The sequence below is a fragment of the Nocardioides speluncae genome, from assembly GCF_003121585.1.
GTDB classification, from domain to species: domain Bacteria; phylum Actinomycetota; class Actinomycetes; order Propionibacteriales; family Nocardioidaceae; genus Nocardioides; species Nocardioides speluncae.
The window spans coordinates 520,723-533,581 of sequence record NZ_QEOO01000016.1; the positions used below are offsets into that span (position 1 = coordinate 520,723).

General features: G+C 69.0%; 11 protein-coding genes and 1 tRNA gene. 4 read left to right on the forward strand and 8 right to left on the reverse strand.

Features of this window, described 5'->3' with window-relative positions; genetic code table 11:
* Positions 1-91 precede the first annotated feature (91 nt).
* The gene (locus tag DDV73_RS29690; protein WP_420818469.1) at positions 92-1,039 is read right to left on the reverse strand and encodes a sunset domain-containing protein; all 948 of its coding nucleotides are present in this window, start codon (positions 1,037-1,039) and stop codon (positions 92-94) included.
* A gap of 146 nt (positions 1,040-1,185) precedes the next feature.
* On the opposite strand from DDV73_RS29690, the gene DDV73_RS09965 reads away from it, so the two are divergent.
* Together DDV73_RS09965 and DDV73_RS09970 are read left to right on the forward strand one after the other, a co-directional pair.
* On the forward strand, positions 1,186-1,725 hold the full coding sequence (locus tag DDV73_RS09965) for a peptidylprolyl isomerase (protein ID WP_109507071.1): 540 nt from the start codon (positions 1,186-1,188) through the stop codon (positions 1,723-1,725).
* 10 nt (positions 1,726-1,735) lie between these two features.
* Positions 1,736-2,674, forward strand: a complete 939-nt coding sequence (locus DDV73_RS09970) for a rhomboid family intramembrane serine protease (RefSeq protein ID WP_109507072.1) — start codon at positions 1,736-1,738, stop codon at positions 2,672-2,674.
* 95 nt (positions 2,675-2,769) lie between these two features.
* Here DDV73_RS09970 and DDV73_RS09975 read toward each other — a convergent pair whose 3' ends face one another.
* A complete protein-coding gene (locus tag DDV73_RS09975) occupies positions 2,770-3,621 on the reverse strand; it encodes a cell division protein CrgA (RefSeq protein ID WP_109507073.1) in 852 nt (283 codons plus the stop codon).
* Between the two features lie 75 nt (positions 3,622-3,696).
* Here DDV73_RS09975 and DDV73_RS09980 point away from each other — a divergent pair, with 75 nt between their 5' ends.
* Positions 3,697-4,524 carry a DUF881 domain-containing protein gene (locus tag DDV73_RS09980; protein ID WP_240617209.1) on the forward strand — a complete coding sequence of 276 codons (828 nt, stop codon included), beginning with the start codon at positions 3,697-3,699 and terminating at the stop codon, positions 4,522-4,524.
* A gap of 18 nt (positions 4,525-4,542) precedes the next feature.
* Here the strand turns inward: DDV73_RS09980 and pknB are convergent, their stop codons facing one another.
* The 6 genes from pknB to DDV73_RS10010 all read right to left on the reverse strand — a co-directional run bounded on the left by pknB (position 4,543) and on the right by DDV73_RS10010 (position 12,330).
* On the reverse strand, positions 4,543-6,357 hold the full coding sequence (gene pknB / locus DDV73_RS09985) for a Stk1 family PASTA domain-containing Ser/Thr kinase (RefSeq protein ID WP_109507075.1): 1,815 nt from the start codon (positions 6,355-6,357) through the stop codon (positions 4,543-4,545).
* 217 nt (positions 6,358-6,574) lie between these two features.
* Entirely contained in the window at positions 6,575-8,035 is a 1,461-nt protein-coding gene (locus tag DDV73_RS09990; RefSeq protein WP_109507173.1) for a peptidoglycan D,D-transpeptidase FtsI family protein, read from the reverse strand.
* Positions 8,036-8,192: 157 nt separating this feature from the next.
* Positions 8,193-9,596: an FtsW/RodA/SpoVE family cell cycle protein gene (locus DDV73_RS09995; RefSeq protein ID WP_109507076.1), complete on the reverse strand. Its 1,404-nt coding sequence runs from the start codon at positions 9,594-9,596 to the stop codon at positions 8,193-8,195.
* Positions 9,593-11,119, reverse strand: coding sequence for a PP2C family protein-serine/threonine phosphatase (locus DDV73_RS10000; protein WP_109507077.1), 1,527 nt, complete (start codon positions 11,117-11,119; stop codon positions 9,593-9,595). Before DDV73_RS10000 ends, DDV73_RS09995 begins: the two co-directional genes overlap by 4 nt.
* A 13-nt stretch (positions 11,120-11,132) precedes the next feature.
* Positions 11,133-11,606: an FHA domain-containing protein FhaB/FipA gene (locus DDV73_RS10005; protein ID WP_109507078.1), complete on the reverse strand. Its 474-nt coding sequence runs from the start codon at positions 11,604-11,606 to the stop codon at positions 11,133-11,135.
* Entirely contained in the window at positions 11,599-12,330 is a 732-nt protein-coding gene (locus DDV73_RS10010) for an FhaA domain-containing protein (protein ID WP_170126017.1), read from the reverse strand. The genes DDV73_RS10005 and DDV73_RS10010 overlap by 8 nt, the downstream gene beginning before the upstream one ends.
* Before the next feature lie 180 nt (positions 12,331-12,510).
* On the opposite strand from DDV73_RS10010, the gene DDV73_RS10015 reads away from it, so the two are divergent.
* Positions 12,511-12,597 (forward strand) — tRNA-Leu (locus DDV73_RS10015).
* Positions 12,598-12,859: the final 262 nt, after the last annotated feature.

Below are 12,859 nucleotides of genomic sequence, written 5' to 3' on the forward strand. Positions count from 1 at the left end.
TCCCCGGTCAGCCGGGGATTCCTGACGTTGTGGGCCGTTGCAACGCCCCACAACGTCAGGAAGTGGCTGCCAACCCTGTCCGATTCGGCTTTCAGCCGGCCTTGACGAAGCCGGCCTTCTCGGCGGCTTCCTCGGTGCGGAACCACACCTCGGCGATGGTCTTGCCGTACCAGGGGGAGGCGGGGGTGTGGTACTTCCCCGAGTCCTGGTTGCCCTTGATGTCGAAGCCCTCGGGGGCCGAGCCGTCGGGCATCGGGGCGGCGGCGTCCTCGCCGAGCTCCAGGCCGGCGAAGCGCTTGGTACGGCGAGTCGGCGCGGCGGCCGGCGCGGTCTCGACCGCGAACGGGTCGCCGACCTCGATCACCTCGGCCGGCGCGTCCGGTGTGGTGACCTCGTGCGGGCCGTCGGTGGCGTCGGAGATCGCCTCGCCCGGGCTCGCGGCGGCCGCGTCATCGGCCGGCTCCTCGACCACAGGCTCCTCGACAGCGTCCTCCGCAGCCGGCTCGTCGTCGTACGCCGCGATCACCTCGGGCGGCTCGGGAGCGGTCTCGTCGTACGCGGTGGTCTCGGCCTGAGGAGCGTCGTACGGCGCGGCCGAGACCGGCGCCTCCGCACTGAGATCCGGCGGTACGACGTCGGCCGCGGCCCGCGGCGCAGGCGGCGGCGCCGGGGTGTAGGACTGCTGCCAGTTGCCGCCCGACGAGTCACCGAGCAGCTTCTTGGCGACCACACCGGCCGCGGCCGCGAGACCACCGACCACGATCAGCTTCTTGAGCTTGCCGCCCTTGCGCCGCTTGCCCGTGGGCTCCTCGGCGAACGCGGCCAGCGTCGTACCGGCGGCGACCCGGCCGCTGGCGGCCTTCTCGGCGGCCAGCGCCTTGCCCTCGGCAAGCAGAGGAGCCGCCTTCGCCCTGGCGTCCGCGAGCGCCGGCCCCGCCTTCTCGCGAGCGGTGTCCACGGCGGACTCAATCTGGGGGAGGATGCTTTCGGCGAGCTCGGCCGCCTGGTCGATCAGGGTCTTCTTCCTACGGATGCCCATGGCTCCTGCGATTCCTCTCGTCGGGTTTCAGGGTTGATCATGCCGAAGCCGGGCCGCTCGGCAAAGGGTGACCAAAAGGGCGACGTGTCGCGGGGTTGCGGAGCCTGCGAAGATCGGACTGCTACGCACATCGAAGAGAGGCAGTCATGTCCGACCTCCAGGCCGTCCTGAAGACCAACCAGGGCGACATCACGATCAGCCTGTTCCCGAACCACGCGCCGAAGACCGTCGAGAACTTCGTCGGCCTCGCCGAGGGCACCAAGGAGTACGCCGACCCGAAGTCCGGCGCCACGACGACCGGCAAGTTCTACGACGGTCTCGGCTTCCACCGGATCATCGACGGCTTCATGATCCAGGGTGGCTGCCCGCTCGGGACCGGCACCGGCGGACCGGGCTACCAGTTCGACGACGAGATCCACCCGGAGCTGCAGTTCACCAAGCCCTACCTGCTGGCGATGGCCAACGCCGGCAAGGACCGCCGTACCGGCGGCGGCACCAACGGCTCCCAGTTCTTCGTCACCGTCGGCACGACCGCCTGGCTCAACGGCAAGCACACCATCTTCGGTGAGGTCGCCGACCAGGCCTCGCGCGACGTCGTCGACACGATCGCCAAGCTGCCCACCGGCGCGCAGGACCGGCCGGCCGAGGCAGTCGTGATCGAGTCCGTGGAGATCGTGCGCTCCTGAGCGCCGCACCATGAGCACAGAGCCGCCTGCCGAGGGGGCGGTGCCGGTCTGCTACCGGCACCCCGCCAAGGAGACCTACATCCGCTGCCAGCGTTGCGAGCGGCCGATCTGCCCGGACTGCATGCGCCCGGCGGCGGTCGGGTTCCAGTGCCCGAACTGTGTGCACGAGGGGGCGCGTACGACGCGCTCCGCGCGCACGGCGTACGGCGGTGAGCGGTCCGCCAACCCGGCCCTCACCTCGATCGTGCTGGTCGTGACGAACGTTGCCGTCTGGCTGCTGATCCTGGCGACCGGTGGCCGGGAGAGCCGCTGGGTCGAGCGGCTGGCGCTGCTGCCGGACGGCCGCTGCATGGCCAGCGACCGGGAGAGCTGGTTCCCCAACGCGGACTCGGCCAGCGCCTGCCGGACGGTCCCCGGGGCCGACTGGGTGCCCGGCGTCGCCGAAGGCGCCCCGTGGCAGCTGCTCACCAGCGTCTTCGCGCACGTCGAGCCGTGGCACATCGCGTTCAACATGGTCGCCCTGTGGTTCCTCGGCCCGCAGTTGGAGATGGCGATCGGCCGGGCCCGCTACCTCGCGCTCTACCTGCTGTCGGGGCTCGCCGGCTCGGCCTGCGTCTACTGGCTCGCCGACGAGCAGGTGCAGACGCTGGGCGCGTCGGGCGCGATCTTCGGGCTGATGGGCGCGCTGCTGATCGTTGCGGTCAAGGTCGGCGGCAACTACCAGCAGATCCTCATGTGGATCGGGATCAACTTCCTGATCACGATCGTGGGCCGCGGGTTCATCTCGTGGCAGGGCCACCTCGGTGGCTTCCTCGGCGGCCTCGCGATCGCGGCGCTGCTGGTCTATGCGCCGCGGACCCGGCGTACCACCTGGCAGGTCGCGGGTCTCGCCGCGCTCGCCGGCGTGCTCGCCGTACTCTTCGCGGTCCGGACCACGATGCTGGTCTGACGCCGACCCGAACCACAACGAAGGGCCGCTCCGATGCCGGAGCGGCCCTTCGTTATGCACAGTGTGGATAACTCCTGTGGAGAACTACACGTGTGTCATTCCCACTTGGTAGCGAAGGCGAAGCCCACCGCCATGAAGCCGATGCCGGCCATCAGGTTGTACTGCTCGAGGTCGTTCATCACCCAGACCTTGCTCGGGTCGTCGCTGATCACGTAGTACGTGCAGATCCACAGCAGACCGAACAGGAAGCAGCCGAGCATCCCGACCACCACGCCGCGGCCGCGGCCGAGCGGCGTCGACTTGTGGGCAGAGGCCGCCAGGCCGAGCAGGATCAGGCCGAAGCCGACCGCGTAGTTCCAGTCCTTCAGGTCCGCGATGAGCTTCGGCTTGCCTGTGGTCGCCGGGAGGGCTGTCGGATCGACGCGGACCTGCATGTAGAAGTAGGTGATCCAGGAGATGCCGGCGAGGATCAGCAGCATCGCAATCAGGAAGCGGTTGCCGGACTTGTACGCCGCCAGCACCGTGCCGGCGAGCACCAGCACGAGCGCGATGACGTAGTTCCACTGCTTGAGGTCGGCGAGTGCCCCGGGCGCTGAGTCGGGCCGGACCTCGGCCGCGTAGTAGGTGAGCCAGCAGAGGCCAACCGCCATCAGCAGCGCTGCAGCCAGGAACCTGATCGGCAGCTTCAGTGTCCCAATCGCAATCCCTGCGAAGATCAGGGTGGCCGCGATCAGGAAGTTCCATTGCCTCAGGTCGGCCAGGAACTTCGGGCTGCCCGCCTTCTCCGGGGGGATCGCCGTCGGGTCGGCGCGCAGCCCCCAGTAGTAGAAGGCGAACCACGCGATTCCGGCAGCGACGAGCACCGGACCGATCCAGAACCGGTGCGAGTACTCCGGCCCGCTGGCCAGGTCGAGCGACTCCTGCTTTGCTTTGATGAGCTTGGCCACCAACTACTCCTCGGGTCAACGTGGGCGACGAAGATGAGTGTGACTGTTCGTGCGCCGCGGGTTAGCGTAGTCGTCATGCAGCAGGGATCACACGACAGCCCGGCAGAGCGTGACGACCAAGCGCCTGACGGGACGTCGTCGAAAGCCGCCGTACTCGCCGCGCGAGCGTCCCGCCTGAACCTGTGGCGCTACGGTACGCCGGCCATGCTGATCCTCAGCGGCGCCCTCTTCGCGATCAGCGCCGAGGCCAGCGACGGCACCGACCTGCGGCCCGGCCGCAACATCAATCTCGCCGAGCTGGTCGGCGAGGAGCGACGGATCGAGCGCGACCTGCGCGGCCAGCTGGTCGACCTCGAGGATGAGGTCAGCGACCTGAGCGAGCAGACCGCCAACCGGACCGGCGACGAGCGGCTGAAGAAGATCCAGAAGCAGATCGAGAAGCTGAACGACCCGGCGGGCCGGACGCCCAAGCAGGGGGCCGGGCTGACCATCGAGCTGTCCGACGCTCCTAGCGAACTCATCGAGAACGCCGATGACGTCAACCTGCTGCTGGTCCACCAGCAGGACATCCAGGCGGTCGTGAACGCGCTCTGGCGGGGCGGCGCCGAGGCCGTCACCGTGCAGGGCCAGCGGATCGTCACCACCACCGGCATCAAGTGCGAGGGCAACGCGGTGCAGCTGCAGGGCGTGCCCTACTCCCAGCCCTACGTCATCAACGGGATCGGCGACATCGACGAGCTGAGGGCCGCCGTCGACAACGACGAGTACCTCAGCTTCTACCGCAACCAGGCCGTCAACCCCGAGATCAAGATCGGCTGGGACATGGTCGAGCAGACCTCGCTCTACGCACCGGCGTACGACGGCCTGCGGACGTTCAACTACGCCCGCCCGAAGACCGACTAGCTCCAGCAGCGCTCCCGGTCACTCCACCCGGCCGAACGGTTCCCTCCGGAAGTTGTTGAACGGGTCGTCGGTCGGTGGGAAGTCGTCGGTCGGCGTCTCGGTCGGAGTTTCCGTGGGTGTCTCCGTTGGCGTCTCGGTGGGCTCGTCCTCCTTGTCCGATACGAAGATGATGACGGTGTCGCCCTCGTCGGCGATCTCGCCGCCCTCGGGTGTCTGACGGACCACCGTGCCCTTCGGCTCGTCGGAGTCGGTGAGAAGCTCGACCTGGACCTCGAAGTTTGCGTCGCGGATCATCTGTTCCGCCGTCTCCTGGTTGAGTCCCTGCACGTCGGGCACCTTCTCCTTGCCATCCGAGACGGAAACGGTGATCTCGGTGCCCTCCGGAACCGATGCGCCGACCTCTCGGCTCAGCGCGACGACGGTGCCCTTCTCCATGTCGGACTCGACTTCCTCGAACTCGGGTTCCAACTTGGCCTCCTCGAGCTCGTCGCGGGCCGCCTCCTTCTTGTCGCCGATCACGTCGGGGACCGTGGTCTTGCGCTTGCCGGTGGAGACGGTGATGGTCACCGTGGTTCCCGGCTCCTCGTAGAGGTCGCCGTTCGGCTCCTGGCTGATGACCCTGCCGTCGGGCACGCTGTCGCTGTTGGCCACCTTGGTGTCGACCTTGAAGTTCGCGTCACGGAGCTCGTTCTCCGCGACCTCCTGCTCCTTGCCGACCACGTTGGGGACCTGGACCTCCTTCGGGGTCTCCTCGAAGAGCTTGGGCAGCGCGAACGCCGCCGCGACCAGGGCGGCGACGAGCAGCACGGCAAGCGCGATGATCAGCGGCGTCCGGTTGCGCGGCTCCTCCTCCTCGGGCGGCGGGTACGGAAGCGGGTCGGGCATCGACAGGTGGCCGGTGGGGCTGCCGTTGCCGTTGCCCGCCGTCGCCGGGAGGTACGTCGTCTCCGGCACCATCACGGCCGGAGCCTGGACCGGCCGGCCGGCGAGGTAGCGCTCGATGTCGGTGCGCATCGCGGCAGCGCTCTGGTAGCGGTCCTCGACCCGCTTGGCCAGCGCCTTCATCACGATCGCGTCCAGCTCGGGTGGCAGGTCCGCGTCGTGCGCCGACGGCGGCAGCGCGGGCTCGCGGACGTGCTGGTAGGCAACCGCCACCGGGGAGTCGCCGACGAACGGCGGCCGGCCGGTCAGCAGCTCGTAGAGCAGGCAGCCGGTGGAGTACACGTCGGAGCGTGAGTCCACGGTCTCGCCGCGGGCCTGCTCGGGCGAGAGGTACTGGGCGGTGCCAACCACGGCCGCGGTCTGGGTCATCGTCGACGAGGCGTCGGAGACCGCGCGGGCGATGCCGAAGTCCATCACCTTCACGTCACCGGCCGGCGTCAGCATCACGTTGCCGGGCTTGATGTCGCGGTGGATGATGCCGGCCCGGTGGCTGTAGTCGAGCGCGGAGAGGACGCCGCTGGTGATCTCCAGGGCCCGCTCGGGCAGGATCTTTCGGCCCTCACGGATGATGTCGCGCAGCGTCCGGCCGGCGACGTACTCCATCACGATGTAGGGCTGGGCGACGTCGGTGCCGTCGGTCGACATCTCCTCGCCGGTGTCGTAGACGGCGACGATGGACGGGTGGTTCAGCGAGGCCGACGACTGGGCCTCGCGCCGGAACCGGGCCTGGAAGGTGGCGTCGGCGGCGAGGTCGGTGCGGAGGCGCTTGACCGCGACCACCCGGCCCAGCCGGGTGTCGGTGCCCTTGCGGACCTCGGCCATGCCGCCACGCCCGAGCACCTCACCGAGCTCGTACCGCCCGCCGACCAGGGTCGACTCTCCGTTGCTCATCGATCTCTGCCTTCTTCTGCTTCTCGGGGGGCACACGTGTGGTGGGTAAGAGATCGCACGGATAGGTGGCGTCTGCTGCGCGCCGCGCTGCCTGCACGCTGGCTGCGTTGCCGTCGATCGACGGGCCACCGGCCCGCCTCACTCCGGCGCCTTGCCAGCGCACGCACATCGCGACGCTCGTGACGACGCCACCTACCCGTGCGAGCTCTAAGGTTCATCACTCGATCACCGCTTCGATGATCGACTTGGCTATCGGGCCGCCCAGCCGGCCGCCGGCGATCTCGTCCCGCCCGACCCCGGCTGCGTCCTGGATCATCACGGCGACCGCGACGTCGTGGTCGGGGGCGAACGCCACGAACCAGGCGTAAGGGTTCCGCTCGGCCGCGCTCTGCGCGGTTCCGGTCTTGCCGGCGACCTCGACGCCATCGATCTGGGCCGGCTCACCGGTGCCGTCGTCGACGGTCGCGACCATCATCTTGGTCAGCTCCTCCGCGGTCGACGGGCTGACCGCCTCGGAGAAGTCCTCGGGCTCGGTCTTGGGGAGCGCCTCCAGATCGGGGGTCAGCTCGTTGTCGACCAGGTAGGGCTTCATCACCACGCCGTCGTTGGCGATCGCCGCCACCACCATCGCCATCTGCAGCGGTGTGGCTGCCACCTCGGACTGGCCGATGCCCGACATCGCGGTCTGGGGCGGATCGAGGTTGGCCGGGTAAGCGCTCTCGACCTGGCCGGGCAGGTCGTCGAGGTACTCCTGGTTGAAGCCGAACGCCTCGGCCTGCTCCCGCATCTTCTCGGGGCCGAGGTCGTTGGCGAGGGAGAGAAACGAGACGTTGCAGGACTGCTGCATCGCGGAGGACATCGTGATCCGCTCGCCACCACAGTCACCGCCGTCGTGGTTGCCGATGGTGTCGTCGGTCTGCGGCAGGTCGAACTCGAAGCCCCCAGGGACCAGGTCCTCCGCGCTGTCGTAGTCGCCGCTCTCCAGCGCCGCGGCGGCGGTCACAAGCTTGAACGTCGAGCCGGGTGGGAGGCGGGTCTCGATCGCCCGGTTGTCCAGCGGCTTGTTGTCGTCCTTCTGCAACCGCCGGTCCTGCTTGTTGACCTCGTCCAGGTCGTGGGAGGCCAGCTTGTTGGGGTCGTACGACGGGATCGAAGCCATCGCCAGGATCTTGCCGGTGCTCGGCTCCAGTGCGACCGCAGAGGCGCGAGTGCCGGCGGGGAGGTCCTCGTTGAGCCCGTCCCACGCGGCGTCCTGAGCGCGCGGGTCGATGGTCAGCTGGACGCTGCCGCCCTTCGGCGACTTGCTGCTGATCATGTCCAGGAAGCTGGTCAGGAACAGCGAGTCGTCGTCGCCGGAGAGGAAGTCGTTCTGGGTCTTCTCCAGAGCGGTCTGACCGAAGAAGTTGAAGACGCCGGTGAGGTGAGCGTACTTGAATGGCGTGGAATAGACCCGCTGGTACAGGTAGCGGTCGTCGGATGGCTTGGACTCGGCGATGGTGTTCTTGCCGACCAGGATCGCGCCCCGCTCGCGGGAGAAGCGGGCCTCGACGATCCGCCTGTTGTTGGGGTCGTCGGCCAGCTCGCCGGACTGCAGGTACATCACGTACGTCGAGTTCGCCAGCAGCGCCAGGAACAGCAGCATGCAGAAGATGGACATGGTCCGGATCGGCTTGTTCACGATCGGGTCCTCCTCTCCCTGGCCGTAGCGAGCGGTGTCCTCCGGGATGCCTGGCAAGGCGCCGGAGGGAGGCGATGTGGTTCATCGGCGACTGACGGCAACGCAGCCAGGCGCCCGGAGGACACCGCGTAGTAGGCCGCGGGAGAGGAGGACCCGATCATGACTTCTCCAGCTTCACGACCTGGGTGACCTCGGCCGCGTTGTCGGGCAGCTCGGGGTCTCCGGAGAAGTCAGGGACCGGCCGCCGGGCCTGGTCGGAGATGCGCAGCAGCAACGCGATGATCACCCAGTTCGCGACGAGGGAGGAACCGCCGTACGACAGGAACGGCGTGGTGAGGCCGGTCAGCGGGATCAGCTTGGTGACGCCGCCGATGACCACGAAGACCTGGAGCGCGAAGACGCAGGCCAGACCGGTGGCGACGAGCTTGCCGAAGCCGTCGCGGCACACCAGTGCGGTGCGCAGGCCACGCTCGACGATCAGGCCGTAGCAGACGATCACCGCCATCGCGCCGGTCAGTCCGAGCTCCTCGCCGATCACCGCGAAGATGAAGTCGGACTCGGCGTAGGAGATCCGCCACGGTTCGCCGTTGCCGAAGCCGCGCCCGATCAGGCCGCCCCAGCCCATGCCGAACATCGACTCCACGATCTGCCGGCCGCGGTCGTCGGTGCCCTCGCCGTAGTGGGACATCGGGTCCAGCCAGATGCTGAACCGCTGCCGGACGTGGCCGAACAGTGTGTAGCCGAGGAAGGCGCCGGCGAGGAACAGCGAGCCACCGACCACCAGCCAGCCCGGCCGTTCGGTCGCGACGTACAGCAGCACCAGGAAGAGGCCGAAGAACAGCAGCGAGGAGCCGAGGTCCTTCTGGAAGACCAGGACCCCGAGGCTGACCAGCCACATCGCCAGGATCGGGCCGAGGTCGCGGCCGCGCGGGAGGTCGAGGAAGAGCAGCCGGCGGCCGGCGAGCGCGAGGGCGTCGCGGTGGAGAACCAGGTAGCCGGCGAAGGCGAGCACCAGCAGCACCTTGGCCACCTCACCCGGCTGGAAGCCGAGCGGGCCGATCCGGATCCAGATCCGGGCGCCGTTGATGTCCTGGCCGAGCACCGGGAGCATCGGGAGCAGCAGCAGCACGATCGCGACGAAGCCGGACGTGTAGGTGAACCGCTGCAGCACCCGGTGGTCGCGGAGCACGAGCAGGGTTCCGGCGAACAGCAGGACGCCGATCGTCATCCACATCAGCTGCTGCGCGGCGAAGTCCTTGTCGCGCGCCAGGTCGAGGCGGTGGATGACGGCCAGGCCGAGTCCGTTGAGCGCCGACACCACGGGCAGCAGCACCGGGTCCGCGTACGGCGCGGTGATGCGGACGATGATGTGGGTGCCCAGGATCAGCGCGGCCAGCCAGCCGCCGTACCCGATGATGTCCGGCGGCACCTTCTCCTGCACCCCGAACCCGACCGCGGCGTACCCCCCGATGCCGACGAACAGGCTCAGGATGAGCAGGAAGAGCTCCGCGCCCCGGCGCCGCCGGTGCACGAAACCCATCAGGCTTCCGTTCTGACTCATGGGGTGAAGGCGACCGGTGCGCTTGTGGTCGGGCTCTCGTCCGGCTGGGTGTCGTCAGGGGTCTCGGTGGGGCTCTCGGTCGGGTCGGTGTTCCCGGTGTCGCCCGGGGACTCCTCGTCGTCCTGGCTGTCGCTCTCGTCAGCGGGCGGCGCCTCCTGGCGCTCGGCCAGGCCGTCGACGATCCGGCGGGCGTGGTCGAGATCGTCGGCGTCGATGCCTTCCTTGACCGTTCCGGCGTCGTGCTCCGACAGCAGGTCGAGCTGAACCTTGCTGGTCTCGTACGCCGAGGCCAGGTCGACGCCAGGCAGGCCGGCGTCCACCCCGCGGTAGATCACCACGACGCCGTCGCGGTCCTTCACGAAGTACTGGCGCTGGGTCCAGGAGTACGCCGCCGCGCTGGCCACCCACAGCACGCCGAGCACGATCCCGATCGCCAGCAGCTTGCGCAGCCAGCCGAACGGCTTCGGCGGCTGCGGCGCGTAGCGGGCCTGCTCGGGGTCGATCGGGTCCTTCGGGATCGCGAAGCCGACGCCGTCGGGGATGTTCGCGCGGACCGGCTCCATCTCACCGGTGTCACCGGAGCGGTGACCGCGGAACAGGCTGCCGATGCCACCGCCGCTGCGTCGTGGCAGCTCGGCCGCGGCGCCGACCAGCAGCGGCATGGCGTCGCCGTTCGACGAGCCTTCGGCCACGTCTGCCACCACGCAGGTGACGTTGTCGGAGCTGCCGGCCTCCAGGCTGGCCCGGACCAGCTCGACCACCGCATAGTCCGGCGTACCGGTGGACAGGATGTCGGCCAGCCGGGCGTCGTCGAGTACGCCGCACGCGCCATCGCTGCACAGGAACAGCCGGTCGCCGGGCGCCAGCTCGATCGTGAACAGGTCCGGCTCGGTCTCGTGGATGCCGTCGACCGCCTTCAGGATCAGGTTGCGGTGCGGGTGGGTCCGCGACTCCTCCTCGGTGATCCGGCCCTCATCGATCAGGCTCTGCACGAAGGTGTGGTCGCGGGTCAGCTGGGTGATGGTGCCGCTGCGGTAGAGGTAGGCCCGGCTGTCGCCGACGTGGCCGATACCGACCTGCTGGCCGTCGAAGAGCGCGACGGTGACGGTGGTGCTGGTGCCGTTGAGCGCGGGGTCCTCGTCGACCAGCTCGGAGATCCGGTCGTGGGCCCGGTGGATCGCGCCGGCCACCTGGCCGAGCAGATCGCCGGCCGGCGGCTCGTCGAGCCGGCGCAGCTGCTGAACGGCGGTACTGGAGGCGATGTCGCCGCGGGCGGCGCCGCCGACGCCGTCGCAGACCGTGAGCAGCCACGGCCCGGCGTACCCGGAGTCCTGGTTGTCCTTCCGGACCCGGCCAACGTCGCTGAGCGCGGCGAACTGCAGATGCAGGGCCTGCCCGCCGGTGACCGGCCGGGTGTCGCCCGGCCCGGCGATCGGGACCGTGTCCGGACCGCCGTTGCCGTTGGTGGAGATGGGGCGGGTGGCGTCGGGGGCGACGGTCGGCTCCGGTTCGGAGGAAGTCATCGTGAGGCGGCCTTTACTTCTTCAGCTCGAGGATCGTCTTGCCGATGCGCACCTGAGTGCCGAGCGTGATCGTTGTTGGCTGGGTGATGCGGACGGCACCGACGTACGTGCCGTTGGTCGATCCGAGATCTTCCACGAACCACTGCTCCCCCGAAGCAGCGATCCGGGCATGCCGGGTGGACACATAGTCGTCATCGAGCCTGATGGCCGCGTCGGAGCCGCGGCCGATCAGCAGCGGCGCGCGGTCCAGGTCCGCCCGCTCACCGGCGTTGCCGCCGTCGACGACCAGGACGTGGGTGGGCGCGCCGCGGCGGCGGCCCGCCTTGGCCCGCTGCCCCCTCGGCGCCCGGCGCTCGACGTGTCCGACGTCGGCCGGGACCCGGGCTCCGAACATGTCGGAGCGGATCACCGAGATCGCCGAGAGCACGAAGATCCACAGGATCGCGAGATAGGCGAAGCGGATCAAGAAGAGCGTGATCTCAGACATCCGCACTCTCTTCTTCCGTCACCAGCCGGACGGTCATCGTCGTGTTTCCGATCTTGACGGTCGAACCGTCGTGGAGGGGCGCCTGCTGCACCTTGGTCCCGTCGACCAGCATGCCGTTGGTGGATCCTAGGTCGCGCACCGCCAACATCAAGGGGTGGCCGTCCTCTGCCCTGCCGATCTGGACGCCAAACTCGATGTGCCGGCGGCTCACCCCGGGGTCGTTGATCCGCAGATCGGCGTCGGTCCCGCGGCCGACCACGAGGCCCGGCGGCTGCAGCGGGTGCTGGGTGCCGTTGACCTCGAGCAGCGCCTTGGCCCGCTGCACCTGGGTGTGGCTGGCGTCGCTGGTGACCTTCGCCTGCGCCCGGCTGCGGATCCGGAACCGGCCGGTGGTCAGGTCGTCGGCCTTCTCGAACTCGATGTGCACCGGGCCGGGGAAGACGTAGTTCTGGTCCTCGGCGTGGTCGCGCAGGGTCTCGGTGAGCTCGCGGGCCATCGCGGTGTCGTACGGCGCCAGCCGCTCGAGGTCGCCGTTGCTGAGCTCGACATGGAAGTCGTTGGGCACCAGTCGGCGGTCCCGGCTGAGGATCTGCGCGTTGTTGTCGAGCTCGCGCTGCAGCGCCGCCGAGATCTCGACGGGCTGGACGGCACTGCGGAACGCCTTCGCGAAGGTGCCGACGACCACTTGCTCGAGCTTGTTCTCGAACTTCTGGAACTTGCCCACGCCAACCGCCTCCTTCCGCTGTCCGTGCACGCGTCCGTGCACCATCAGATGCCCGAGCGTGCCGCTCGGTTGCGACCGATCGTAACGGCCCCCACCCTGCCTGCTCCGAATGCTCTCCCCATGGACCTCCCGCCAGTTTGGGAACGCGGTTCACCGACTGTTAGCCTTGGCCCGCTTCACGCGCGAGTGGCGGAATAGGCAGACGCGCACGGTTCAGGTCCGTGTGTCCGAAAGGACGTGGGGGTTCAACTCCCCCCTCGCGCACCATCGTGAAACGGCCCCTGATCTGGGAACTCTCTCCCGGGTCCGGGGCCGTTTCGTCGTCCATGCAACGGCCTATGCAACAAGCCCCCTCGGAGCCGGGGTGCGAGGAGGCCTCGCCCTGCGTGGCACAGCCGCGCTCTTGGCCGAGCCGATCGTGGTTGGTGCATCCGACGTGGCCGCCCCGCTCGGCTGGCCGATCACACGCACACCTCCAGGGAGTCCTCCCCGGGCGGCCCATCGGCTCCGGGGTCAGGTTGAAGAGGCG

Bases quoted from the DNA above. Each gene is read 5' to 3' on its own strand.
- DDV73_RS29690 (WP_420818469.1), bottom strand. From the start codon at position 1,039: ATGGGCATCCGTAGGAAGAAGACCCTGATCGACCAGGCGGCCGAGCTC.
- DDV73_RS09965 (WP_109507071.1), top strand. From the start codon at position 1,186: ATGTCCGACCTCCAGGCCGTCCTGAAGACCAACCAGGGCGACATCACG.
- DDV73_RS09970 (WP_109507072.1), top strand. From the start codon at position 1,736: ATGAGCACAGAGCCGCCTGCCGAGGGGGCGGTGCCGGTCTGCTACCGG.
- DDV73_RS09980 (WP_240617209.1), top strand. From the start codon at position 3,697: ATGCAGCAGGGATCACACGACAGCCCGGCAGAGCGTGACGACCAAGCG.
- pknB (WP_109507075.1), bottom strand. From the start codon at position 6,357: ATGAGCAACGGAGAGTCGACCCTGGTCGGCGGGCGGTACGAGCTCGGT.
- DDV73_RS09995 (WP_109507076.1), bottom strand. From the start codon at position 9,596: ATGAGTCAGAACGGAAGCCTGATGGGTTTCGTGCACCGGCGGCGCCGG.
- DDV73_RS10000 (WP_109507077.1), bottom strand. From the start codon at position 11,119: ATGACTTCCTCCGAACCGGAGCCGACCGTCGCCCCCGACGCCACCCGC.
- DDV73_RS10005 (WP_109507078.1), bottom strand. From the start codon at position 11,606: ATGTCTGAGATCACGCTCTTCTTGATCCGCTTCGCCTATCTCGCGATC.